Below are 22,355 nucleotides of genomic sequence, written 5' to 3' on the forward strand. Positions count from 1 at the left end.
ATTTTTGCCTGTTATTTCATTTGCAGCCGCAGCCGCAGCTGGAGCGCTCGAGGAAGGATGCTTCGTATCCCTTTTTGAGGAGCTTCGCCACTTCCTTCGAGTGATAGGTCAGGATCAGGTCGGCGCCGGCCCTCTTGAAGGACATCATGGTTTCCATCACCACGCGGTCCTCGTCGATCCAGCCCGCGTTCGCCGCGGCCTTGATCATGCTGTACTCGCCGGAGACGTTATAGACGGCCGTCGGCAGATTGAACTCGTTTCTCACCTCGCGCAGGATGTCGAGATAGGGGAGGCCCGGCTTGACCATGAGGATATCGGCCCCCTCCTCGACGTCCATCCGCGCCTCGCGAATCGCCTCGAGCCTGTTGGCCGGGTCCATCTGGTACGAACGGCGGTCGCCGAACTGCGGGGTCGATTCTGCAGCCTCACGGAAAGGACCGTAGTAGCCGGAGGCATACTTGACCGCATAGCTCATGACCGGGATGTCCTTGTAGCCGTTGTTGTCCAGCGACTCGCGGATGGCGGCAACGCGGCCGTCCATCATGTCGGAAGGAGCCACCATGTCCGCACCGGCCTGGGCGTGGGAAAGGGCCTCCTTGGCCAGAAGCTCGAGGGTTTCGTCGTTGTCGACGTCGCCGTTCTTGATGATCCCGCAGTGGCCGTGGTCGGTGTACTCGCACATGCAGACGTCGGTGATGACCGCGAGCTTCGGCACGCTCTTCTTGAGGGCCCTGATGGTCTCCTGGATGATCCCGGTGTCGGAGTAGGCGTCGCTCCCCATGGCGTCCTTCTGCTCGGGAATCCCGAAGAGGATGACCGCCGGAACGCCCAGCTCATAGGCCTCCTGGGCCTCCTCCACGATGTTCTCTATGGACTGCTGATAGATGCCCGGCATCGAGGAGATCTCCTTCTTGATCCCTTTGCCGAAGGCGGAAAACATCGGGTATATGAGGTCGTTGGTGGAAAGGGAAGTCTCTCTGACCATGTTCCTGAAGACCTCTTTGCCACGGATTCGTCTCGCTCTGTACACTGGGTAGAACATCGCACTCTCCTTTGGTTTATGCGGGTGATGTAGCTGTCATTCTATTTCTTCACCAACTTGCGGGATGGACTACATATCATTGAACGGCTGCAAAATGTGCAATCAATTCGGCACAAAGCGCATCGAGGGTGTATTCCGCCGGCTCCATGTGCACCTCAAGCCCCAGCTCCCGGCAGGTCTTGGAGGTGACCGGACCGATGGAGGCCACGCTGACCCCTTCCATCAGGTGCAGGAAGTGGTTCTCCCCGAGGATGGCCGCCAGGTTCTTTACCGTCGATGAGGAGGTGAAGGTAACGCAATCGATCTTGCCCTCTTCCAGCGCCTGCAGCGACTCGGACGGGATCTCACCGGGAGTCTCGTTGGCGTAGGCCACCGGCGCCGCCACCTGCGCCCCCATCCCTCTCAACTCTTCCGGGATCAGGTCCCGCGCCCGGTCTCCACAGGGAAAGAGGACGCGCTTCCCGGCGTTGTTCATCCCGGCGAAAGCCGCGACTACCCCTTCCGCCTTGTAGTCTTCCGGGACCAGATCGGCCTTGACGCCGAACGGGACGAGCGCCGCAGCGGTCTTGGGACCGACCGCGCAGACGCGGCAGCCGCCGAGGGCGCGCGTGTCCAGGCCATGCTCGCTCAGCCTGGCGAAGAAGTACTTGACGGCGTTGTACGAGGTGAAGACAACCCAGTCGAAGCTCCCCAGCTCCTTGATAGCCTCGTCAAGTTCGGCGTAGCTTTTGGGGGGGGTGATCTCTATCGTCGGGCAGCTGTAGACCCTGGCGCCAAGCCGCTCCAGCTTCGAAGAAAACTCGCCGGCCTGATCTGCGCCCCTGGTTACCATGACCGATCTTCCGAAGAGGGGCCTGTTATCGAACCACCGCAGGGTCTCCCTGAGGTTCACGACTTCACCGACGACGGTTATGGCGGGAGCCCTGAATCCGAGCTGCCGCGCCTTTTCCGCGATGTCGGCGAGGGTGCCGGTAAGGACTTCCTGATCCGGCCTCGTCCCCCAGCGGATCAGCGCCACCGGGGTCTCCGGCGCCCGGCCATGAGCCATCAGGTTCTCCGCGATCTGCGGCAGGTTCTTCACTCCCATATAGAAGACGACCGTGCCGCTTCCGAGCGAGAGCCCTTCCCAGTCGATCTCCGAGCTGGCCTTGCCGGGGCTCTCATGCCCGGTGACGAAGGCAACGGAGGTGGTGACGCCGCGGTGGGTGAGAGGGATTCCGGCATAGCAGGTAGCGCCGACGCCGGCCGTGATGCCGGGTACGACCTCGTACGGGATTGCGGCTTCAACGAGCGCCTCGCACTCCTCGCCACCGCGGCCGAAGATGAAGGAGTCTCCCCCTTTCAGCCGTGCCACGACCTTTCCCGAGAGCGCCTTTTCCACCAGGAGTTCGTTGATCTGCCGCTGTTCGCGGTTGTGCTCGCCCCCCACCTTCCCGGCATAGATCAGCTCGGCCCCCTTCGGGGCCAACCGGAGGAGCTCGTCATTGGCGAGGTAGTCATAAAGGACCACCTCTGCCTTAGCCAGGCACTCCCGCCCCTTCACCGTGATCAGCCCGGGATCGCCGGGGCCGGCGCCGATGAGGTAGACGTATCCATTTTTCCCGACCTGAAGTGTCATAAGGTGCACCGAGTCATTGCATATGGTTGAAGGACGCCAGCCCCCCGATCTTCCTGATCGGGAGGGGGGGATTGCGGCTTTCCTGGCGGAAAGACGCATCCGAGGTTGATAACCGGCTCCGGGAGAAACGGCAAAAGGCTAAGGGAGATCCGTTAGCCTTTTACCTTGTTACAAACAGTTTCACATACTGCCTATCTTCATGCGCGTCAAGGTTTCCTCTGATGAAGAGAAGCTTGGGCAGCTAATCAGAGCGGCTCGGCCGGCTCTGCAATCAGACCGGGATCTCTTTTTCGCGTGAGACTTCGCGCTGGTAGACCTCCGCCAGGATGGCGTGGCCGCCTTCCGCCAGGAGCTGCTCGGCCAGCTGCACGCCCAGTTTCTCGCAGTTTTCAGCGGGACCGGTGACGCTTCCCTTGACGGAGACCTTGCCGTCGACCGAGGCGATGAAGCCGTTCAGAGTCAGCTCGCCTCCGGCGACCTGGCCGAATGCCGCAATCGGCACCTGGCAGCCACCCTCGCAGCGCCAGAGGAGGGCGCGCTCGGCGCGGACGGCGTAGCTGGTATCGGCATGGTTGAAGAAGGCGATGGTTTCCTTGACCTCTTCATTGGCGAGGTTGCACTCGATGCCGAGGGCGCCCTGGCCGATCGCCGGCAGGGAGAGGTCGGTCGACAGCAGCTCGCTGGCCCTGTCCGCGAAGCCGAGACGGTTGAGACCGGCGGCTGCGAGGATGACGGCATCGAGGTTCTCGGTCTCGAGTTTGTTGATACGGGTCTCGACGTTTCCGCGGATGATAACCATCTCCAGGTCGGGGCGGACCTTCAGCAGCTGTGCCTGGCGACGGAGCGCCGAGGTGCCGATGCGGGCGCCCTGCGGGAGGTCGGCGAACTTTACGCCGCGGGAGATGACTGCGTCGCGCGGATCTTCGCGCTCGGTGATGCAGTAAAGGCCGAGACCTTCGGGGAACTCGGTCGGGACGTCCTTCATGCTGTGGACGGCGATATCGATCTCACCGCGCAGCATCGCCTCCTCGATCTCCTTGACGAAAAGGCCTTTGCCGCCGACCTGGGCCAGGGGCACGTCGAGAATCTTGTCGCCGATGGTCTTGATCTTGGTGAGGGTCACCGTCATATCGGGGTAGCGTTTTTCCAGCTCGGACTTAACCCAGTTAGCCTGCCAAAGTGCGAGCTGGCTCGCGCGGGTCCCTATTCTCAGCTCTTTCAGCGCCATCTGTCTCTATCTCCTTTTCTTTGAGGGGAGGGATGCCGTTAACGTCCGTTCCTTACCCGGTTATATGTTCGTGGTCCTGCTGTGGGCGCCTTACTTACACCCGGCAGCCCCTTCCTTGACTGGGGAGGAAAGGTCGTCCAATTCATCGAGCTCCACCAGATTCTCCTGGGGGGCGCCTGTTTCCAGATCGAAGAGGTGCCGCAGCGCGTCGACGTAGAGGTCGTTGCGGTTGCCCTGGTCGGTCCGCTTCAGCACGCTGGTCGGCTGATGCAGCAGCTTGTTCATGATGGCGTTGGTCAGCGCCTCGAGCTTCTTCTCCGCGTCGGGGGGCAGGTTCTTCCACCCCGACAGCGTCTTGGCCAGCTCGGCCCTGCGGATCTCGTCGAACCGGGTCCTGAGCGCCACGATGGTCGGGGTGACTTCCAGCGAGGAGAGCCATTTGAAGAACTGGCCGATCTCCTGCTCGACGATGGCCTCCGCCTTGGCCGCCTCGATCTTGCGCTGCTCCAGGTTGGTCGCCACCACCCCGTTGAGGTCGTCGACGGTGTAAAGATAGACGTTCTCCACGTTGTTGACGTTGGGGTCGATATCCCTGGGGACGGCGATGTCTATGAAGAACATCGGCTTCATCTTGCGGCGGCGGATGACCTCAGCCACCTCTTTCTCCCTGATGATGAAGTGGGGAGCGCCGGTCGAGGAGAGGATGATGTCCGCCTTGTGCAGCTGGTCGAAGAGGTCGTCGAAGTGGATCGGCTTGGCGTCGAACTCCTGGGCCAGCTTTTCGGCACGCTCGAAGGTGCGGTTGGTGACCATGACGCCGCGCACGCCCACGTTGATGAAGTGCTTGGCGGCCAGCTCGCACATCTCGCCGGCCCCGATCAAAAGGACGGTCTTGTCCGAGAGCTCCCCGAAGATCTTCTTGGCCAGCTCGACGGCGGCAAAGGCCACCGAAACGGCGGAGGAAGCGATCTTGGTCTCGGTCCTCACCCTCTTGGCCACCGAGAAGGCCTTGTGGAGGAACCGGTTGAGGATGATGCCGGAGCTCTTGTATTCGGCGGCGTATCCGTAGGAGGTCTTGATCTGCCCCAGAATCTGCGGCTCACCGACGACCATGGAGTCCAGGCTGGAGGCGACCCGGAAAACGTGGCGGGTGGCATCCTCGCCATGGTAGCTGTAGAGGTGGCCTTCGAGGGTCTCCAGCGGGATGCCGTGGTAATCGGAGAGGAAGCGCTTGAGCCTGGCCATGCCGCCGGCCACGTCACGGGTGGTGGCATAGATCTCGACCCTGTTGCAGGTGGAGACGATGACGGCCTCGGTGATGTCCGGAAGGGAGACCACGGCCTTCAGCGGCTTCTCCATCTGGGTGGGAGCGAAGGCGACCTTTTCCCGTATCTCTACTGCGGCGGTTTTATGCGAGAGACCAACCACGATAATGTTCATATCTGTCCTGCCCCTTCTTGAGAATCGCAACCGACAGCGGCTGCCGCCTCGACCATGCTCACTTGTAGCTATGCAGCCCCGGCAGCAGGAGATTCACGCCGAGGAAGGTGAAGAGCATGATGACAAAACCGAAGATGGAGAGCATCGCCGCTTTCCTGCCGCGCCAGCCGGTGGTCAGCCTCCCGTGCAGGAGGGCTGCATAGATGAACCAGGTGATGAGCGACCAGGTCTCCTTCGGGTCCCAGCTCCAGTAGGTCCCCCAGGCGGTCTCCGCCCAAATCGCGCCGGAGATGATGGCGAAGGTGAGCAGCGGGAAGCCCAGCGTCAGGCAGCGGTAGCTGATCTCGTCGAGCACGTCGAGCGGCGGCAGTTTCTGGAACAGCGAACCGAGCCGGCGCTTCTTAAGGAAGTGCGACTGGATGAGATACATGATGCTGGTGCCGAAGGAAACTGCGAAGGCTGCATAGCCCAGGAAGGCCATCATCGTGTGCACGGCCAGCCACTTGCTCTTGAGAGCCGGGTTGAGAGGAGGAATGACCGCGGAGAAGGCGGCCGAGACGGCAAGGACCAGCAGGGCCAGCGGCATGACGAAAGATCCCAGGATGAAGACCTTGTAGCGCCGTTCGAAGAGAATGAATACGCCGACGATGCACAGGCTGAAGAAGGAGAGGGCCTCGTGCAGGTTGGTGATCGGCGTGTGGCCTGCCTCTACGTACCGGTTGACGGTGAAGGCGAGGTGGACCAGGAAACCGATGGAGATCAGCCAGTGGCCGGAGCGCCCCAGGATTTCCTTGGGCTTGACCAGGTAGGCCAAGTACAGAACGGTCGCAGCAGCATAGATGACAAGGGTGCTATTGAAGAGCAAGGCGTTCATGACGGATCCTTTTTTTCAGCTCCATCCTGGACCGGGCCGGACCCGGCAAAAGAGAGCTTCAGGAGTATCTGGTCTATTGCATCCCTCTGTCCGTTTCTGATCAGCGCGGGGAGGTCTAGCGCTGCAAGCTCGGCAAAAACCCGCACATTGTATGCGTTCCCCCCCTTTACAGTCAATAACTTTTCACGGACGGCGCCCAAAAGCGCTACCGCCTCGGCGTACTCGGGTCCAAATTGGGGCTCCAATTCCTTGATGATGCGCTTCGAAAGTGCCGGGCTCGCCCCCGCGGTCGAGACGGTTACCAGGAGGTCGCCGCGCTCCAGTACGGCGGGGGTGGTGAAGCTGCTTTCACCCGGTGCATCGACCACATCGATGAGAATTCCGAGCTCTTTTGCCTCGGCGGCGACCGCGAGATTGGTGGCGGCGGCGTCGGTGGCGGCAAAGGCCAGGAAGGCGTCGGCGAGATCACCCCTTTGATAGTCGCGCCGGTGGTGGACGATTGCCCCTTCCGCAACCAGGCCGGCCATCCTCCCGTCGACGCGGGGAGCTATCACCACGACACGCGCCCCCGCCGACACCAGACGAGCGGCCTTGCGGGCCGCGACGGCGCCCCCTCCTACAATGACCGCAGACCTGCCATGGAGATCCAGATTTACCGGGTAATATCGCAACGGTCCCTCCGACATCCGAAGTCCGCACACTATCGCGCAGAGCCATCGGGGTGTCAACAGCCAATCGAGCCGAGGTGAAACGGTTTTTCAAGACCTTCCCGGCCCAACGGATGTATATTCATTGGAGGAGATCCGCCCTACCGTCTCCTCGACCCGAATCTTCGCAAACGGTGAGGAACTGATAAGCCCCTGGCGAGGCGGGCGTTTACTGTCCCGAGTAGAGCCGCTTCGGTGACAGTCGCGGCTTCGGGCGGCCTGAAAGCCCTTGCTTTTTTCGACCGCTCATTTATAGTAATACTCACTTTTCTTATTAAAGGAGACGGTTCAATGGCAAGCGAAAACGTACGCACGTTTACTGACGACAACTTCGAAAAGGACGTCCTCCAGTCTGAGATCCCGGTACTGGTTGACTTCTGGGCAACCTGGTGCGCCCCCTGCAAAGCCATAGCGCCGCTCATCGACGCCGTAGCATCGGAGTACGAAGGACGAATCAAAGTAGGCAAGGTCAATGTTGACGACAACCCGGCAACCCCGGGCAAATACGGCGTCCGCGGGATCCCCACCGTGATCCTGATCAAGGACGGCAAAGTGCTGGACCAGGTGGTAGGTGCGATACCCAAATCACAGCTGGAGGCACTGATCAAGAAGGCTCTCTAACATGAAGACGACCATCCTGTTCAAGAAACTCGCAGGCAAAATCATTCCCTTGGCGGTTGCAGGCTTGCTGTTATCAACGCAACCGGCAGCCGCCATATTGCAGAAAGGGGAGAAGGCCCCGGCCATCAAACTGGTCACCACCTCGGGACAGCCGATCACGCTGGCCAACTACCGGGGGTACGTGCTGGTCATGGACTTCTTCGCCACCTGGTGCATCCCCTGCAGGGAATCGATCCCGTACATGAACGTCCTGAACCGGAAATACGGTAAGCAGGGACTGCAGATCCTCGGGGTAAGCGTGGACGAGGGGAATGATCACGAGGTCAGGGATTTCATCGCCGCCCGCAGGATCAGCTATCCCGTGGCCATCGGTGGAGACGAGATGCAGGCCGACTATGGGCTGCGCTCCATCCCGACCATCTTCGTCATCAACAAAAGGGGTATGGTGGCGGAAAAATTCCAGGGTTATTCCGACCAGACGGCCAAGACCCTAGAGGATACCATCAAGAGGCTCCTGGCAGAATAGGACCTGGACTAGATACCAGAATCACCGCGGCCCCTGTCGAGTTTCATCACTCAGCAGGGGCCGTTGTCGTTTTTGAATCGCGGATGACATTGTTGCCGTTTTAGTGGAAGGCGGTTCGCGCCCGGGAGGGCGCTCCTACGGAAAGGCAACCGGCTATGCTTGCCAGCGCAGGGTCCACTCTGTGAGGAATCTCACGGGGCGGACGATTTGATCGATGAGCCGTAGAGGTCGGCGTGGTAGGAGCTTCGGACATAGGGGCCGCTCTCCACGTGCTGAAACCCCATGGCTGCGGCTTTTTCCCCGTACTCTTCGAAGACCTCCGGTTCCACGTACCGCTGCACGGGATAGTGAAGACGGCTCGGGGAGAGATACTGCCCCAGACTCAGATACGAACATCCCCTCTTCAGCAGATCCTCCAACACCGCGAATACCTCAGCCTCCTCCTCCCCCAGCCCCAGCATCAGCCCCGACTTGGTCTTCAGCTCCGGATCGAGCCGACGCGCCTCGGCCAAAAGTTCAAGGGACCGTTGATAATCGGCGCCCGATCTGACCTGGTACAGCCGCGGAACCGTTTCCACGTTGTGGCCGAGAATGTCGGGCTTGCTGGAGACCACGCGGGCCAGGGCTTCGGGATCTCCCAGAAAATCGGGGACCAGGAGCTCGACCTTGGTGTGGGGGGAGAGCGTCCGGATCCGCGCCACCGTTTCCGCATAAACCGCGGCGCCACCGTCGGCGAGATCATCGCGGGTCGGGCTGGTAATCACGACATGTGAGAGCTGCAGCCGCGAGACCGCCTCGGCGACGTTTCCCGGTTCGCCGGCATCGACGGCAAGAGGTGCCTCCTTCGAGACACTGCAAAAAGAACACATCCGCGTGCAGATGCGGCCGAGGATCAGGAAGGTGGCTTGCCGCTGGCTGAAGCATTCGGTGATGTTCGGACAGCGCGCCTGCTGACAGACGGTGTTGAGGCGCAACTCCTTCAAAAGCCCCTCCATCTCCAGATGGGCGGCGGGGATAATCTTCTTCTGCAGCCAGTGCGGTTTGCGTAGAGGGTCCATTGCTCGGGTCCGCCTATTGCTGGTCATGGGTCTCAGTTGGTCATGGGTCTCAGTTCGGAGCGGCAGGTGCCGGAAGTTCGGAAGGGTACTCTGCAGCGGACTTCCCATGGAAGTTCCACCGGCGGGAGCGGTATTTCGTCTCCTCAAGCCGTGCGGCCGCCGCCCGCTCATCCTCGGTCACGGTACCAGGTTGAAGCGTTACCCCGAGCGCCTCCTGGAAAGAGGTCACCAGCACCTGTTTCAGCCCGGCCAGCTCCGGCCTAAGGCCAAGTTCCGCCAGGCTGACAGCCCCGTCGGCGCCGGGAGCCGGCTCTTTCAGGTAGCGCATCGCCTCCCGCACCTGGCTCGTAACAGGAATCGAGCCATGCTGGAGGATCACACCACGCCGTCTGCGCTGCGCGTTGCCGCCGATCTTCCGGCCATTCACCAGTACGTCGTACTCTTCCTTCCCCGCAAAGCAAAAGGCCGTGCGCTCCCCCAACCTGTCATTGCCCGGTTGAAGATCTTTGGCGAATCCCGCCTCCAGCCCCAGCTTCCGGTAGGTCTGCAGCAGGAACCCGCACAGGCTGCGGAAACCATCCTTCACCCCGGTCTCCCCGATCTGAGCCGGCGAGCACACGATGCTGTAGGTAAGCTCGTCGGCGTGGAATATGATCCCGCCGCCAGTCATGCGGCGAACCACCGTCACCCGGTCGGCCTCGCAGAGATCGAGCCTCAGCGCGGCCTCGGCATCCTGGTACCGCCCCAGCGACAACGCCGGAGGGCTCCAGCCGTACAGTCTCAGTATCGGGCAGGAGCTGTCAGGATCGAAGCAGGAAAAAAGCGCCTCGTCGAGCGCCATGTTGGAAGGGCCGTCCAGCGGTCCCGCATCAATGAGCCGCCATGCCGGCAAAGTGTGAGTCATCGGCGGGCCTTTTCCTCGTTGGGTAACATTTTTTCACCTTACATGAAAGCCGGAGATATTACATCACATGAAACAGGAAACTCTACCTCGTCTGGCGTGAGGGGCGGGCGGGGGAAGGTGCCACAGAGGCCCCATGGAGCTAAAGGCAAATCTCCCCCCCCCTGGCGGGAGGGGGGCAGGGGGTGGGGGAAGGTGCCACTGAGATACGGGCTTCCCTCACCCCGACCCTCTCCCGGAGGGCGAGGGGGAGCTTGAAATGTAGAGAAATGGGCAGGTGCAAGTAGCTAACCGCAGATGCGCCCTCCAGAACTCCAGTCGAGGACAGGTTTCGCTAAAAAATGAGCTCCGGAGGCTTCCCGCCGGAGCTCGCATTACCCGCGACAACATCTTGATTACTCGCAGCAGACCTGCAACGCCCTGGCGGCCCTGGTCTCGTCCAGCCGCCCCACCGGGGTAGTCAACGGCGCTTCGTGCAATTCCGCCGCGTTGGACTTCGCCATCCTCGCCGCCTCGATCATGGCCGCTATGAAAGAGTCCATGGTTTGCTTGCTCTCCGTCTCGGTCGGCTCGATCATGATCGCCTCCTTCACGTTAAGCGGGAAGTAGACGGTCGGCGGATGGAAACCGCGGTCGATCAGGTATTTGGCGATATCGATCGCGTGGACGCCATCGGCGAGTTGACGGCTGGCTGAGAAGACACATTCGTGCATGCAGGTGGTGTCGAAGGGAAGATCATATTCCTCCTTCAACCGCGCCATCATGTAATTGGCGTTAAGGACCGCCTGCTCGCTGACCTCGATCAGCCCCTCCCGACCCAGCAGGGTGATGTAGGCGAAGGCTCGGGCCATGACGCCGAAGTTGCCGAAGAAATCGGAGACCCTGCCGATGCCCTCCGGATATGCCTCCAGGCCGAAGCTCCCCTCCCCCCTTTTCACCACCCGCGGGGTCGGGAGATAGGGGATGAGGGTACTCTTGACGCCGACCGGTCCCGAACCTGGGCCACCTCCTCCATGGGGGGTGCCGAAGGTCTTGTGAAGGTTGACGTGGACCACGTCGAAGCCGACATCGCCCGGGCGTACCTTGCCCATGATGGCGTTCAGGTTCGCGCCGTCGTAATAGGTCAGGGCCCCGGCCTGGTGGGCGATCTCGCAGATCTCGGCGATGTGGGGGTTGAATATCCCGAGGGTGTTGGGACAGGTCATCATCACCGCCGCCACCTGATCGTTCACCGCCGCCCGGTAGGCGTCGAGATCCATGTCACCGTAGCCGGCGGTCGGGATGGTGACGATCTCGTATCCCGCCATGGCCGCGCTGGCCGGATTGGTGCCGTGGGAGGAATCGGGGACGATCACGTACCTGCGCTTCTCCCCCCGCGCCTTGTGGTAGGCAGCGATCAGCATGATGCCTGTCATCTCCCCGTGCGCTCCGGCCAGAGGCTGGGTGGTGACCTCGTCCATGCCGGTGATCTCGCAGAGCTGGCGTTCCAGCCCGTAGATGACGGAAAGGGGCCCCTGCACCAGTTCCTCCCCTCCTGGAAGGAGTGCCAGCATCGGGTGGCAGTGGGCGAAGACGGCGGCGACGTTCTCCATCACCTTGGCGTTGTATTTCATGGTGCAGGAGCCGAGGGGATAGAAGTTGGTGTCGATCGAGAAATTCCTGCGGGAGAGATTGGTGTAGTGGCGCACGAGGTCGAGTTCGCTCACCTCCGGGAAGGCCGCCGGCGCCTCTCGCCTGAGCTCGGGGGGGAATCCGATGGCTTTGGGGACATCGGGGAGCGGGACCCTGACCCCGGTGCGGCCGGGAACCGACTGCTCGAAGATCAGCTCCATATCGCCTCCTTTAAAAGGGCCGCGAACTGGTCGATCTCGCCCTTGGTCCTCTTCTCGGTAACCGTCACCACCATGGCGTTTTCCATTCCCGGATAGTAGGTCCCCAAGGGCACCCCGGCCGCCACCCCCGCTTTCAAAAGCCTCTCCACCACTTGGGCCGCGGGTTTGGTAAGGGAGAGGGTGAACTCGTTGAAGGTAGTCCCGCCATTGAGGACGCTGACGCCGTCGATCCCGGAAAGGACCGTTCTCGCGTACTGGGCCTTGTCGAAATTCAGGGCCGCGAGCTCCTCGAACCCCTTTCGCCCCAGAGCCGCGGTGAACATCAGGCCGCGAAGGGCACAGAGGCTCTGGTTGCTGCAAATGTTGGAGGTGGCTTTTTGCCGCTTGATGTGCTGCTCGCGCGCCTGCAGGGTCAGTACGTACCCCCGCTGTCCCCCCTTGTCGATGGTTTCGCCCACGATGCGCCCCGGGAGGTTCCTGATGAAGCTCTTCCTGGTGGTGATGAAGCCGAAGTACGGGCCGCCGAAGGAGACGGTGTTCCCCAGGCTCTGCCCGTCCCCCACCGCTATGTCCGCCCCCATCTCACCCGGGGTCTTCAAAAGACCCAGGGAAATCGGGTAGCAGGAAACGATCAGCAGCGCTCCATGCTGATGGGCCTTGTGCGCGAGGCTGGAGTAATCCTCGACACTGCCGAAGAAGTTGGGGTTCTGCACGATGACGGCACCGGTCTGGTCGGTGATGGACTTCATGAGGCAGTGGAGGTCTGAATCGGAACCCCTCGGCGCCACCTCCACCACCTGATCCGACAGGTTCGCCAGGTAGCCGCGCACGATCTCACGGTGGAGAGGATTCACGGACTGGTCCACTACCACGGCATGACGCCCGGTGATCCTCATAGCCATGAGCGCCGCTTCCGCCACCGCAGTCCCGCCGTCATAAAGGGAGGCGTTGGATGCCTCGAGCCCTGTCAGCCGGCAGATCGAGGTCTGATACTCGAAGAGGGCCTGCAGGGTCCCCTGTGAGCACTCCGGCTGGTAGGGGGTGTAGGCGGTGTAGAATTCGGCGCGCGAGGAGAGGTGGTCGACGGCAGCCGGAATGAAATGGTCGTAGATCCCGCCGCCGATAAAGGGGACGATATCCCTTCCGCAGGAACACGCCTTCTCACTCATGAACTTCACCAACTCGAATTCCGACATCCCCTGCGGAAGGTCGAACGACTTCGCTCTCAGTTCTCCCGGGATGGGGGAAAAGAGCTCCTCGACGCTCCCGGCGCCGATCACGTTCAGCATCTCCCGGATCTCTTCGGGTGTATTAGGACAGTATCCCATCACGCTTATCCTTTCACGAATTCGGCATAGGCGGCTGAATCCATCAGCGCCCCGATCTCGGAGGGATCGCTCGCCTCCAGCTTGCAGATCCAGCCCCCCTCCTCGGCGCTCTCATTGACCAGTTCGGGTGAGTCTTCCAGTTTACCGTTCACCTCGATGACCTTTCCCGAGACCGGGGAATAGATGTCGCTGGCGGCCTTCACCGACTCGATCCCCGCCAGGGTGTCGAACTGCTTCACGGTCTTCCCCTTCTGAGGGAGCTCGACAAAGGTAATGTCCCCCAACTCGTGCGCCGCGTGCTCGCTGATTCCAATGGTCGCGGTGTTGCCTTCCAGAACTACCCACTCGTGCTCTTTCGTATAGTGCTTCGCCATTTGGAGAACCTCCGCAATTTTTATGAGAGAAATGCTATGCCCGCAACGACCCCCCGGTAAAGAAGGGGAGCTCGACCACCTCTGCTTCTATCTCCACCCTGTCCTGTTTGATCTGTAATTTCGTGCCGGCTGCCGATGCCCCAGGCTTTACGAAACCGAGCCCGATGCCGCAGCACAGCATGGGCGAGAAGGCGCCACTGGTGACGGCCCCCACCTGCGCCCCCTGGTGAAATATACCGTAATCGTGGCGCGGCGCCCGTCGAGAATTGCACCGGAAGGCCACCTTGACCCTGGAAGGCCCCCTCCGCTGCTCATCGAGGAGCGCGGCCTTGCCCACGAACTCCTTCTCCAGATTGACGAAGGAGGAAAGACCGGCGGCCAGGGGGGTGGTGTGCTCGTCAAGGTCGCTGCCATAGAGGGAATATCCGACCTCCAGCCGCAGCAGGTCCCGCCCCCCCAGCCCCGCCGGCTTTACCCGCGGATCCGTGAGGAGCAGTTCACATAGTTCGGAGACCTACCCCGAGGGAAGAAAGATCTCGTATCCCAGTTCCCCGGTGTAGCCGGTCCGGCTGACAATGGCATCGGCGTCAAGGATGCGGGTCCTGATGAACTTGAAGAAGGGGATCTGCCCGATCTCTTCTCCGAAGAGGTCCACCAGCACCTGGCGGGAAAGCGGCCCCTGCAGGTCCAGCTTCCCGGTCTGATCGGAGATATCGACCAGCTTTGCGCCATCCTTCAGCCGGGAGCGGATCACCGAGAGATCGTTGGCGGTCGTAGCCGCGTTGACGACGATCATGACTTCGTTTTCGGCCAACCGGAAAACGATCAGGTCGTCTATCACCCCTCCACGATCGTTCAGCAGGAACCCGTAGCGGGAGCGGCCGACTGGAATGCTCTTCACTGAGAAGGTGAAGACATTCTCCAATCCGTCGGCCTCGATGTCACCGTTGAAGCTGAACTCCCCCATGTGACAGATGTCGAAAAGGGCCGCCTGCTCCCGGCACCACCTGTGCTCGGCGATGATCCCCTCGTACTGGATGGGCATGAGCCACCCCCCGAAAGGCGCCATAAGGGCTTTCAGTGCCTCGTGATGCGCACGCAGCGGAGTTGCCTTGAGGTCATCCATCTCTTTCTCCTTCCTGGTTGTAGGGAGGTCGCTCCCCGGCTCCTTTAACCTCTTGCCAAAAGCACCGGTTATCTATAATCTTGTGTCTATTGCGGAGGAGCAATATGGATACATCCAGTTTGGTACAAAAGACAATCGAGGCGCTGTCACCTTTCGAAACCGAGCATGTCGTCGACTTCCTGCAGCACCTGACGGTAAAGAGCGCCATCACCAACCCGTGGTTTGTGGGGATCTTTCTGGTCTTGGCCTTCTACGCCGTGGTGGTCAGATCCAAGTTCGTGCTCTCGGTCCTCTTCACCGCCGTCTCTGTTCTGCTGCTGATTCGGTACACGATGCCGGCTGACGGAGACAGCCTTTCGGTGACATCGACCATCCCCTTTGCTTTCGGCGGCCTCGCCATCGGGGCTGTCCTCATCTACTTCCACTTCATCAAGGCGGAGTAAGTTTTGCGGAAAGTCGGTTTTACCTCCACCATCCCCCTCGAGGTGCTGGTCGCGGCGGGCGTGGTCCCGGTCGACCTGAACAACATCTTCATCACCCACCCTGAAAGCCAGGCCCTTATCGAGGATGCCGAACTGGACGGTTTCCCCAGGAACGTCTGCGCCTGGATCAAGGGGATCTACAGCTCCGTCCTCGCCAGCGGCGTCACCGAAATGATCGCCGTCACCGAGGGCGACTGCAGTTACACCAAGGCGCTGATGGAGGTCCTCTCCCTCAAGGGAATCCGGGTCTATCCCTTCGCCTACCCGGCAGGCCGCGACGCCGAGTCACTTGGCGCCGAGATCGAAAAGCTGATGGCCCACTTCGGCGTCGGCTGGGCAGAAGTCAATGACGCCAAGGAGCGCCTCGACCTGATCCGCGCCAAAGTCCACGAGATCGACCGGCTCACCTTTCAGCACGACAAGGTTACCGGCGAAGAGAACCACTACTTCCAGGTCTGCACCTCCGACATGAACGGCGACCTGGATGCCTTCGAGGCCGAGGTCGACGCCTTTCTTGCCGAGGCCTCCTCGAGGCCGGCACGCAAAGACGGCATGAGGCTGGCGTACCTCGGTGTCCCTCCCATCGTGTCCGGGCTTTACCCTTTCCTGGAGCAGCACGGGGCGAGGGTGGTCCTCAACGAGACCCAAAGGCAATTCTCAATGCCGTACGGCATTTCCGATGTCGTGGAGCAGTACCGCGCCTACACCTACCCCTACGACATCTTTCACAGGATCGAGGACATCACCCGCGAGATCGAAGAACGCAGGATCGACGCCGTCATCCACTACGTGCAGTCCTTCTGCTTCAGGCAGATCGAAGACATGGTACTGAGAAAGAAGATCAACCTACCGGTGCTCACTCTCGAAGGTGACAAACCGGGGGATGTCGATGCCAGGACGAAGATCAGGATCGAAGGTTTTCTGGAGCTGCTGGAAGACCGCATCTGACATAGGAGAGATCCGCTTACTCATAGTGCGGCCAAGGCGGCTTTGGGCCACAATCAGGCAGAAATATATTACAATGGCTTCTGTCTTTGGCAACCCCTCGGCTGAAGAAATTACGAGATACTCTCACTTCACTCTCTTCTCTGTGCCGTTCCCTCGACAATGGCTGAATGCAAAGACAGTCCGGCTTCATTTATGACGCAGGAGCAACGAACGACGTGCCGAAAACGCTAAAAATAGGAATAGACCTCGGGAGCAGGAAAGCCAAGTTCGCCTTGATGCGTGGAACCGAGATCATCAGGCTGGCTGACCAGGACACCATCGCCTTCTACAAGAAGTACGGCAAGATGGTTGGGGACGAGCTGGCCCTGGATCTAGAGGGGAGCGGCATCTTCACCGCGGCCGAACTGGCGGAAGCTGACATCATCGTCACCGGGTACGGCAGGAACAGCATCAATCTTCACGGGGCCCGCGTCATCTCGGAGATCAAGGCTCACGTTGCCGGAGCCCGCGTGCAGACCGGCCTTGCCGACTTCACCCTGCTCGACATGGGAGGGCAGGACACCAAGGTCGCACAGGTCGCAGGCGGACGGCTTTTGGACTTCGTCATGAACGACAAGTGCGCCGCCTCCAGCGGACGTTACCTGGAAAACATGGCGGCGGTGCTGGAGGTCTCCCTGGAAGAACTTTCCTCCCATCATGTAGATCCCATCCCGCTCGATGCCACTTGCGGCATTTTCGGGGAGAGCGAGCTGATTGGGCAGATCCTCAGGGGTTACCCTGTATCCCGGCTTTGCGCCGGCGTGAACATGACCCTGGTCAAGCGGGTCATGCCGATGCTGAAGCGCTTTCCCTCCCCGAAGCTGGTCATCACCGGCGGCGTCGCGCTCAATGGCGCCATGATCACCCTCCTCTCCGCCCAATGCGGCATGGGCGTCATCGTCCCCGAACATCCCCAGCACAACGGAGCCATCGGCTGCGCCTCCCTTTCGTAACGTTTAGCCACTGAGACACCGGCAGCAAATATCGAGATGCACCCTTCGACAAGCTCAGGGTGAACGGAATCGATTATTTTGCTACAAGCCACGCCGAATTTCCGAAGCAGGTCTAAGAGCCGCTCGTGCTGACCTGTCGAAACACGTTTAAAAGCCGTTCGTGCTGAGCCGGTCGAAGCAAGTCTAAGAGCCGTTCGGGCTGAGCCTGTCGAAGCACGTCTAAGAACCGCTCGTGCCGAGCCTGTCGAAGCACGTCTAAAAGCCGTTCGTGCTGAGCCTGTCGAAGCACGTCCAAGAGCCGTTCGTGCTGAGCCTGTCGAAGCACGCACTTCTGTTTCCGATTCTCCCCCTCTCTCCTCGCCAATCCGTTTTTTCTTGAATTTTGGTCGCACCGCAGGTACCCTCCCGGAAGTTTATTTTCCGGAGGGGTTTCATGCGCATCGGCAAGAAAGACTGGATTTTCATCGGCATCATCGTGGCGGTAGCTGCCATTTTCTTCGCTATTTCCGGCGAGGAGAAGACCAAGCGGGTCCCCCTGGATGATAGACACCGCCCTTCATATGAAGTCTTCAAGAAAACCCAGAGCAAGATGGAAGCTGACAAGGGCTGCCCGGTCTGCCATTTCGACGGCCCCGGCGGAGTCCCCTTCCCGCCCAAGCACCCGGTCAAGCCGCAGGGAGGCCCCATGCGCTGCCTCTTCTGCCACAAGCTCAAGGTCTCCGGGGTGCAATAGGGGTGTCCACGCTGAACCTGACCGGGGAGCTGGAGCGGCTGATCCGTGACATCATCGCCCGCACCCCGGATCTGCGACACATAGCCCCCGACAAGCTCCTGGTCTGCGTATCTTCCGGGCGCCCCAGCGCCGGCGGCAGCCTCGCCAAGATCCACCCTCTGCGTTTCGAAGGAGGACAGAAGTCGATGACGAGCAGGCGCGGCCGGCGCAGCGTCCTTTGCACCATGCCGACCATCATGCACCAGGGCGAAGAGATGCTCTACGTCATCTACTTCCTGGTCCCCCGCTTCCTCCAGCTTTCGCTGCGGGAAAAGCTCATCACCATCTTTCACGAACTCTACCACATCTCCCCCGCCTGCGACGGCGACATCCGACGCTTCCCCGGCCGCAATTACGCCCATGGCTCCTCGACCAAAAGCTACAACGCCTTGATGGGACAGCTGGTGGACCTCTATCTCGAGCACCTTCCGGATCCTTCAAGCATCGCCTTCCTTCAAGGAGACCTCGCCGAGCTGCGCGCCCGTCACCGCTCGATCGTGGCCCGTCGACTGCAGGCTCCCCGCATCAGCATAAGCCCCGCCTGAGCCAGCGTCGGCAGCCCCTGCTCCCATTCCCTTCTCGACGTCCCTCGCCCCAGGAAGTCTTGACTTTCCTCCTCGATGCTATAGTGTTGACAGGTACTTACGCGACAATCCAGAAGGAGCGCCCGAAGATGCTGAAGCTGGACTCCATGATAGAAAGGAAGTTCGATGAGCTGGCTGACAAGGCAAAGAAGGTCAAGTCATCGCAGCAGATCAGCGACATCGCGGCAATCGTGGACTCCCAAAAATTTCAGGACTGGGCTACATCGGCTCTCGATCTCATGGAGAAGGTCTTCGGGGACGACAGCAGTTACTACCGTAACTTCAACGCGATCTACTCCAAGGTCATGAACATCGTCTACAAGGAGACCTTTGACAACTGCAGGGCCATCCTGCAGTCCGCGCGGGAGGAGTACGAAAAGGGAGGTCTGTCCGAGATAGAGGTCTTCCTTGACCATGCGGTGCTCAAATTCCTGGCAGGTAAGACCGCCGATTTCCTGCGCCGGGGCGAGAAGCTGACGGCCTGCATCCTGGCGTCGGTGCTCCTTCAGCACGCGCTGCAGTTCCTTTGCGACAGGAAAGGAGTTCGCGAGGGGACGGTCGAGGAGATGAACGACGCCCTGTACCAGGCGAAGGCCTACCAGGTGGGGACGCACCAGAGGATAAAAGACTGGTGGTACATGAAGGAGGACTTCATTCACGGCCAGGGCGAAAGGTACCGCACTGCCGAGGTCGATGAGATGCTACGCGGCGTGCAGCGGTTCATTGCCAAGTCACTCGGTTGATAAATTCATCAGCAATCTGGGCAGATAGGTAAAAGACACGGGGGGCCGAAAGGGCTTCCTTTTCATTTCGTACCCGCAGCGTTTACCCACTCCAATTATTTGCTTGCTCCAAAGACGCCTTTATTCTAACCTGCTCCACCATTACAACCGCCTCATGCTTTCGGATGCCCGAGTCGTGTCAGAAGTCCCTTTCGCGAACCAGGGTTCCATGAATCAGTACACTGCTGGAGGGAATCGGCGACCACAGGTTGTGAAGGATGAGGAGGCAGGTTAGCGTGATGGTGATAGAAAAATCAAAGGTCGCATGAGGGCAGAGCGATGAAACTCATTGGCTTGATCGGCGGCCTTGGCCCCGAATCGACGGTCGATTACTATAAACGAATCGTGGAGAGTTTTAGAACAGAGGGCAGCCTGTCCGCGCCGGAAATGATCATCTACAGTGTGGACCTCGACGAGGTCCTTGGGTTGGTCTCCAGACAGGCATGGAGCGGCCTCATCTACCTTCTGGTCGCCAAGGTAAAAGCTCTGCATCGTGCCGGCGCTGATTTCGCGGTTATTACAGCCAATACCCCACACATAGTCTTTGACGAAGTGCAGGCGAAATCTCCCATCCCTTTGTTGAGCATTGTCACAGCTACCCTTGATAAGACGAAGGAACTGGGACTGGCGAAGGTCGGGCTACTGGGGACTAAGTTCACCATGCAGCACAACTTCTTTGCGACGCGGTTCAAAGCTCACGGCATCGAAGTCGTTGTGCCGCCAACGGCAGATCAGGACTATATCCATGACAAGCTGGTCACCGAAATAGAGCTGGGCGTATTCACGGACGACACCAGAAAAGGACTGGTCGCTGTTGTCGACAGGCTGATAGAGTCGGAGAACGTTGAGGGGGTTATACTAGGTTGCACGGAGCTGCCACTGATACTTCACGACAGCGATCTGCGCATCCCGTCCTTGAACACCACTGCAATACACGTCGAGAGTATAGCCAACTACCTGAGGCGCGCCTGAGACGTTAGACCAGGGGGTGAGACCACGCATGTGAGCGGGTAGCGGGACCGGTGGGATAGTGCACTCGTCGCGAACGCGATGACTAAGAATTGCGCGAAGGCAGAACTGGCGAAAGTGGGAAGCCAGGCGGATTCCAGGGTTGGCTGGGGAGTCAGGTAGTTAACCGGGCAAGGCACATGGAGATGGCTATGGAGCAAGAGAATGTAGAAGATGCCGCAACCTATGCAGCAATGCTTGCCATCATTCGCAGACGCAGATGGTATTTGTGGGGGTTGATACTTATCTACATGCCGGCAACGGTAACAGCCTTGAGATTGACACAGTCTTCCAAGTTCACAGGCGGTGTATTTTTGCTGTGGTTCATCCTCCTTTGTGTTGCCGTGGCGATGATGGCATGTTCAAAATGTCCGAGATGCGGCAACAACTTTCACATGCGGAACTCGACACTTTCTTTTTTTGCCAAATGCCGCCACTGCGGACTTCACATTGCGGATGACAAAAAAGGATAAGTACACACAGTACGAGACGGTGTCACTCCATCAACACGACGGCGATGCAGGATGGCAGCATTCCCGCCAAATGAGGCGACGGTGACGTCATCGATAATGCCATAGATCCCTCGGCCGGCCTGTCTGTCGGCGGTAATGATCTACTGCAGAAACGTCTCGACAATGAACTCGGCAACCTCGACGGGATCATTTAGATCCAGCACAGGAACATCCAGCTCCAGCGGCTCATCGCTGGCTACGGCTATCAGAGTAGGATCATGCTGCTCTCCTCTGCACAGCAGCGTATCGCTCCTCTCCTTGCGATGCACCTCGATTTTGGGCATCCCGCTCTTCTTGAACCCCTCCGTCAGCACGATATCCACGTCCTGAAAATAGGTCTCTACCAGCTCCTCGATCGGCGGGGATTGCTGGTGCTTCTTCACCATGGCCAGCTTCTCCGGTGACGAGATCAGCATGGTATCGGCACCGGCGGCAGTGAGACGGTAGCTGTCCTTGCCGGGGTGGTCGATGTCGAAGCGGTGGGCGTCGTGCTTGATCACGCCGACGCGGTAGCCGCGGGACTTAATCTCGGTGATCACCTTCTCCAGCAGTGTGGTCTTGCCGGTGCCGGATTTTGCCACAAATGATAAGGCTTTGGTCAGCATAGCTATTTATTCTCCTGAGTCATGTCATTCACTTGCAGCTGCAGCCGCAGCTGCACGGTATGCCCCGTGCTTTGCCGAGGGCCTCACGCCCCTCTTTAATGCAGAACCACGAGATGCCCAAGGCGCCGGCGGCATCGAGCCACCCTATGCCGGTAAGCCGGTATCCGGCACTGGATGCGAGAAGTATCCCGGAAAGGTAAAGGCAGACCCTCGTGCAGGCCGCGTCGGCGAGGATGGCGTCGGAGCCCAGAGCCCTCCCCACCTTCACCTTGTAATGTATCAACAGCCACATCGAGAAGATCGAGACGCAGGAAACGACAATGCCCCAAAAGGTGGTCTTGGGGGCATGCCCCTCGTACATGTCGAAGGCTCCGGAGACCATCAGCCCGACAGCGAGGGCATAGAACCCGTAGCCGGTGATTTTCAGCGCTCGCCGCTCGAAGAGATCGTGGCCGCCTTCCGCCTGCTCCCGCTGGCGCCGCACCATGTGCCATATCCCCGCTCCCGACACGACCTCGACGAAAGAGTCCAGGCCGAACCCGAAGAGCGCCAGGGATTCGTCGCCGAAGCCGAACCAGGCGGAAACAGCTCCCTCGACCAGGTTATAAGCGATGGTAATGAGTGCGAGTGCGGAAGCGACGCGGTAGAGCGTCACCTTGTCGTGGTCCATCAGGTATCCTCTTTCTGTAGCCATTCGCGACCGGAGCCCCGAATATATCCGCCGCCGTGGACGAAGTCAACCAAGACTCGGGACACGGCATGGGACCGCCGGGTAATGAAAATCGCATCTTGGCAAAATTGAGGTTGACACGTGAAAAGCGTCATGTTATAAATTTCGAGCTTTCCCGGTAGCTTCTTTAGCCGATAAGCCTGCAAGGTTAACAACTTGCGGTATATATTCCCCAATAGCTCAGTTGGTAGAGCGGGTGACTGTTAATCACCATGTCCCTGGTTCGAGTCCGGGTTGGGGAGCCAAAAACAACGAAGGCTCACAG

At 59.9% G+C, this 22,355-nt stretch carries 23 protein-coding genes, 1 tRNA gene and 1 pseudogene; 11 read left to right on the forward strand and 14 right to left on the reverse strand.

Annotated features, from left to right (window positions below; all coding sequences use genetic code 11):
- Positions 1-16: 16 nt before the first annotated feature.
- The 6 genes from hemB to AC11W3_RS02530 form a co-directional block, all read right to left on the reverse strand.
- Positions 17-1,042: a porphobilinogen synthase gene (hemB, locus tag AC11W3_RS02505; RefSeq protein WP_484092428.1), complete on the reverse strand. Its 1,026-nt coding sequence runs from the start codon at positions 1,040-1,042 to the stop codon at positions 17-19.
- A gap of 76 nt (positions 1,043-1,118) precedes the next feature.
- Positions 1,119-2,660, reverse strand: coding sequence for a uroporphyrinogen-III C-methyltransferase (gene cobA / locus AC11W3_RS02510; RefSeq protein WP_484092429.1), 1,542 nt, complete (start codon positions 2,658-2,660; stop codon positions 1,119-1,121).
- Between the two features lie 271 nt (positions 2,661-2,931).
- Positions 2,932-3,888, reverse strand: coding sequence for a hydroxymethylbilane synthase (hemC, locus tag AC11W3_RS02515; protein WP_484089478.1), 957 nt, complete (start codon positions 3,886-3,888; stop codon positions 2,932-2,934).
- A 90-nt stretch (positions 3,889-3,978) separates the two neighbouring features.
- On the reverse strand, positions 3,979-5,328 hold the full coding sequence (gene hemA, locus AC11W3_RS02520) for a glutamyl-tRNA reductase (RefSeq protein WP_484089477.1): 1,350 nt from the start codon (positions 5,326-5,328) through the stop codon (positions 3,979-3,981).
- Between the two features lie 58 nt (positions 5,329-5,386).
- Positions 5,387-6,202 carry a c-type cytochrome biogenesis protein CcsB gene (ccsB, locus tag AC11W3_RS02525; protein WP_484092430.1) on the reverse strand — a complete coding sequence of 272 codons (816 nt, stop codon included), beginning with the start codon at positions 6,200-6,202 and terminating at the stop codon, positions 5,387-5,389.
- Positions 6,199-6,873, reverse strand: coding sequence for a precorrin-2 dehydrogenase/sirohydrochlorin ferrochelatase family protein (locus AC11W3_RS02530; protein ID WP_484091097.1), 675 nt, complete (start codon positions 6,871-6,873; stop codon positions 6,199-6,201). Before AC11W3_RS02530 ends, ccsB begins: the two co-directional genes overlap by 4 nt.
- Before the next feature lie 327 nt (positions 6,874-7,200).
- Between AC11W3_RS02530 and trxA the strand changes: the two genes are divergently transcribed.
- Entirely contained in the window at positions 7,201-7,530 is a 330-nt protein-coding gene (gene trxA, locus AC11W3_RS02535) for a thioredoxin (protein WP_484091098.1), read from the forward strand.
- A 1-nt stretch (position 7,531) separates the two neighbouring features.
- Positions 7,532-8,056 carry a TlpA disulfide reductase family protein gene (locus AC11W3_RS02540; protein ID WP_484091099.1) on the forward strand — a complete coding sequence of 175 codons (525 nt, stop codon included), beginning with the start codon at positions 7,532-7,534 and terminating at the stop codon, positions 8,054-8,056.
- 191 nt (positions 8,057-8,247) lie between these two features.
- Here the strand turns inward: AC11W3_RS02540 and lipA are convergent, their stop codons facing one another.
- The 6 genes and pseudogenes from lipA to gcvT form a co-directional block, all read right to left on the reverse strand.
- On the reverse strand, positions 8,248-9,141 hold the full coding sequence (gene lipA / locus AC11W3_RS02545; protein WP_484091100.1) for a lipoyl synthase: 894 nt from the start codon (positions 9,139-9,141) through the stop codon (positions 8,248-8,250).
- 22 nt (positions 9,142-9,163) lie between these two features.
- Positions 9,164-10,018 (reverse strand): lipoate--protein ligase family protein, encoded by an 855-nt coding sequence (locus AC11W3_RS02550; RefSeq protein WP_484091101.1) that lies wholly within the window; start codon positions 10,016-10,018, stop codon positions 9,164-9,166.
- A 392-nt stretch (positions 10,019-10,410) separates the two neighbouring features.
- Positions 10,411-11,847, reverse strand: coding sequence for an aminomethyl-transferring glycine dehydrogenase subunit GcvPB (gene gcvPB / locus AC11W3_RS02555; protein WP_484091102.1), 1,437 nt, complete (start codon positions 11,845-11,847; stop codon positions 10,411-10,413).
- On the reverse strand, positions 11,838-13,175 hold the full coding sequence (gene gcvPA, locus AC11W3_RS02560; protein WP_484091103.1) for an aminomethyl-transferring glycine dehydrogenase subunit GcvPA: 1,338 nt from the start codon (positions 13,173-13,175) through the stop codon (positions 11,838-11,840). The genes gcvPB and gcvPA overlap by 10 nt, the downstream gene beginning before the upstream one ends.
- Positions 13,176-13,180: 5 nt before the next feature.
- Positions 13,181-13,549 carry a glycine cleavage system protein GcvH gene (gene gcvH, locus AC11W3_RS02565; protein ID WP_484091104.1) on the reverse strand — a complete coding sequence of 123 codons (369 nt, stop codon included), beginning with the start codon at positions 13,547-13,549 and terminating at the stop codon, positions 13,181-13,183.
- 34 nt (positions 13,550-13,583) lie between these two features.
- A pseudogene (gene gcvT / locus AC11W3_RS02570) lies at positions 13,584-14,675 on the reverse strand (glycine cleavage system aminomethyltransferase GcvT).
- 104 nt (positions 14,676-14,779) lie between these two features.
- On the opposite strand from gcvT, the gene AC11W3_RS02575 reads away from it, so the two are divergent.
- From AC11W3_RS02575 to AC11W3_RS02610, 8 genes are all read left to right on the forward strand, one after another.
- Positions 14,780-15,118 carry a hypothetical protein gene (locus AC11W3_RS02575; protein WP_484092431.1) on the forward strand — a complete coding sequence of 113 codons (339 nt, stop codon included), beginning with the start codon at positions 14,780-14,782 and terminating at the stop codon, positions 15,116-15,118.
- A gap of 3 nt (positions 15,119-15,121) precedes the next feature.
- Complete coding sequence (locus AC11W3_RS02580) at positions 15,122-16,105, forward strand: 2-hydroxyacyl-CoA dehydratase family protein (protein ID WP_484091107.1); 984 nt, start codon at positions 15,122-15,124, stop codon at positions 16,103-16,105.
- A 215-nt stretch (positions 16,106-16,320) separates the two neighbouring features.
- Positions 16,321-17,097: an acyl-CoA dehydratase activase gene (locus AC11W3_RS02585; protein ID WP_484091108.1), complete on the forward strand. Its 777-nt coding sequence runs from the start codon at positions 16,321-16,323 to the stop codon at positions 17,095-17,097.
- Positions 17,098-17,530: 433 nt separating this feature from the next.
- Positions 17,531-17,830 (forward strand): cytochrome C, encoded by a 300-nt coding sequence (locus AC11W3_RS02590; protein ID WP_484091109.1) that lies wholly within the window; start codon positions 17,531-17,533, stop codon positions 17,828-17,830.
- 2 nt (positions 17,831-17,832) lie between these two features.
- The gene (locus AC11W3_RS02595) at positions 17,833-18,414 is read left to right on the forward strand and encodes a putative metallopeptidase (protein WP_484091110.1); all 582 of its coding nucleotides are present in this window, start codon (positions 17,833-17,835) and stop codon (positions 18,412-18,414) included.
- 128 nt (positions 18,415-18,542) lie between these two features.
- Entirely contained in the window at positions 18,543-19,196 is a 654-nt protein-coding gene (locus AC11W3_RS02600) for a hypothetical protein (protein ID WP_484091111.1), read from the forward strand.
- A gap of 318 nt (positions 19,197-19,514) precedes the next feature.
- On the forward strand, positions 19,515-20,207 hold the full coding sequence (locus AC11W3_RS02605; RefSeq protein ID WP_484091112.1) for an aspartate/glutamate racemase family protein: 693 nt from the start codon (positions 19,515-19,517) through the stop codon (positions 20,205-20,207).
- A gap of 188 nt (positions 20,208-20,395) precedes the next feature.
- The gene (locus AC11W3_RS02610) at positions 20,396-20,716 is read left to right on the forward strand and encodes a hypothetical protein (protein ID WP_484091113.1); all 321 of its coding nucleotides are present in this window, start codon (positions 20,396-20,398) and stop codon (positions 20,714-20,716) included.
- Between the two features lie 140 nt (positions 20,717-20,856).
- Here AC11W3_RS02610 and mobB read toward each other — a convergent pair whose 3' ends face one another.
- Together mobB and AC11W3_RS02620 are read right to left on the reverse strand one after the other, a co-directional pair.
- Positions 20,857-21,360 (reverse strand): molybdopterin-guanine dinucleotide biosynthesis protein B, encoded by a 504-nt coding sequence (gene mobB, locus AC11W3_RS02615; RefSeq protein ID WP_484091114.1) that lies wholly within the window; start codon positions 21,358-21,360, stop codon positions 20,857-20,859.
- A 28-nt stretch (positions 21,361-21,388) separates the two neighbouring features.
- Positions 21,389-22,030 carry a cation efflux transmembrane domain-containing protein gene (locus tag AC11W3_RS02620; protein ID WP_484091115.1) on the reverse strand — a complete coding sequence of 214 codons (642 nt, stop codon included), beginning with the start codon at positions 22,028-22,030 and terminating at the stop codon, positions 21,389-21,391.
- A gap of 229 nt (positions 22,031-22,259) precedes the next feature.
- Here AC11W3_RS02620 and AC11W3_RS02625 point away from each other — a divergent pair.
- Positions 22,260-22,335, forward strand: a tRNA-Asn gene (locus AC11W3_RS02625).
- Positions 22,336-22,355 lie beyond the last annotated feature (20 nt).

The sequence above is a fragment of the Geomonas sp. genome (assembly GCF_056994735.1).

Excerpts from the sequence above, each read along its gene's own strand:
- hemB (WP_484092428.1), bottom strand. The coding sequence starts at position 1,042 with ATGTTCTACCCAGTGTACAGAGCGAGACGAATCCGTGGCAAAGAGGTC.
- gcvPA (WP_484091103.1), bottom strand. The coding sequence starts at position 13,175 with ATGGGATACTGTCCTAATACACCCGAAGAGATCCGGGAGATGCTGAAC.
- cobA (WP_484092429.1), bottom strand. The coding sequence starts at position 2,660 with ATGACACTTCAGGTCGGGAAAAATGGATACGTCTACCTCATCGGCGCC.
- AC11W3_RS02610 (WP_484091113.1), top strand. The coding sequence starts at position 20,396 with ATGGAGCAAGAGAATGTAGAAGATGCCGCAACCTATGCAGCAATGCTT.
- AC11W3_RS02590 (WP_484091109.1), top strand. The coding sequence starts at position 17,531 with ATGCGCATCGGCAAGAAAGACTGGATTTTCATCGGCATCATCGTGGCG.
- gcvH (WP_484091104.1), bottom strand. The coding sequence starts at position 13,549 with ATGGCGAAGCACTATACGAAAGAGCACGAGTGGGTAGTTCTGGAAGGC.
- hemC (WP_484089478.1), bottom strand. The coding sequence starts at position 3,888 with ATGGCGCTGAAAGAGCTGAGAATAGGGACCCGCGCGAGCCAGCTCGCA.
- mobB (WP_484091114.1), bottom strand. The coding sequence starts at position 21,360 with ATGCTGACCAAAGCCTTATCATTTGTGGCAAAATCCGGCACCGGCAAG.
- AC11W3_RS02620 (WP_484091115.1), bottom strand. The coding sequence starts at position 22,030 with ATGGACCACGACAAGGTGACGCTCTACCGCGTCGCTTCCGCACTCGCA.
- lipA (WP_484091100.1), bottom strand. The coding sequence starts at position 9,141 with ATGACCAGCAATAGGCGGACCCGAGCAATGGACCCTCTACGCAAACCG.
- AC11W3_RS02605 (WP_484091112.1), top strand. The coding sequence starts at position 19,515 with ATGAAACTCATTGGCTTGATCGGCGGCCTTGGCCCCGAATCGACGGTC.
- hemA (WP_484089477.1), bottom strand. The coding sequence starts at position 5,328 with ATGAACATTATCGTGGTTGGTCTCTCGCATAAAACCGCCGCAGTAGAG.
- AC11W3_RS02550 (WP_484091101.1), bottom strand. The coding sequence starts at position 10,018 with ATGACTCACACTTTGCCGGCATGGCGGCTCATTGATGCGGGACCGCTG.
- AC11W3_RS02600 (WP_484091111.1), top strand. The coding sequence starts at position 18,543 with ATGCTGAAGCTGGACTCCATGATAGAAAGGAAGTTCGATGAGCTGGCT.
- AC11W3_RS02540 (WP_484091099.1), top strand. The coding sequence starts at position 7,532 with ATGAAGACGACCATCCTGTTCAAGAAACTCGCAGGCAAAATCATTCCC.
- trxA (WP_484091098.1), top strand. The coding sequence starts at position 7,201 with ATGGCAAGCGAAAACGTACGCACGTTTACTGACGACAACTTCGAAAAG.
- gcvPB (WP_484091102.1), bottom strand. The coding sequence starts at position 11,847 with ATGGAGCTGATCTTCGAGCAGTCGGTTCCCGGCCGCACCGGGGTCAGG.
- ccsB (WP_484092430.1), bottom strand. The coding sequence starts at position 6,202 with ATGAACGCCTTGCTCTTCAATAGCACCCTTGTCATCTATGCTGCTGCG.
- AC11W3_RS02575 (WP_484092431.1), top strand. The coding sequence starts at position 14,780 with ATGGATACATCCAGTTTGGTACAAAAGACAATCGAGGCGCTGTCACCT.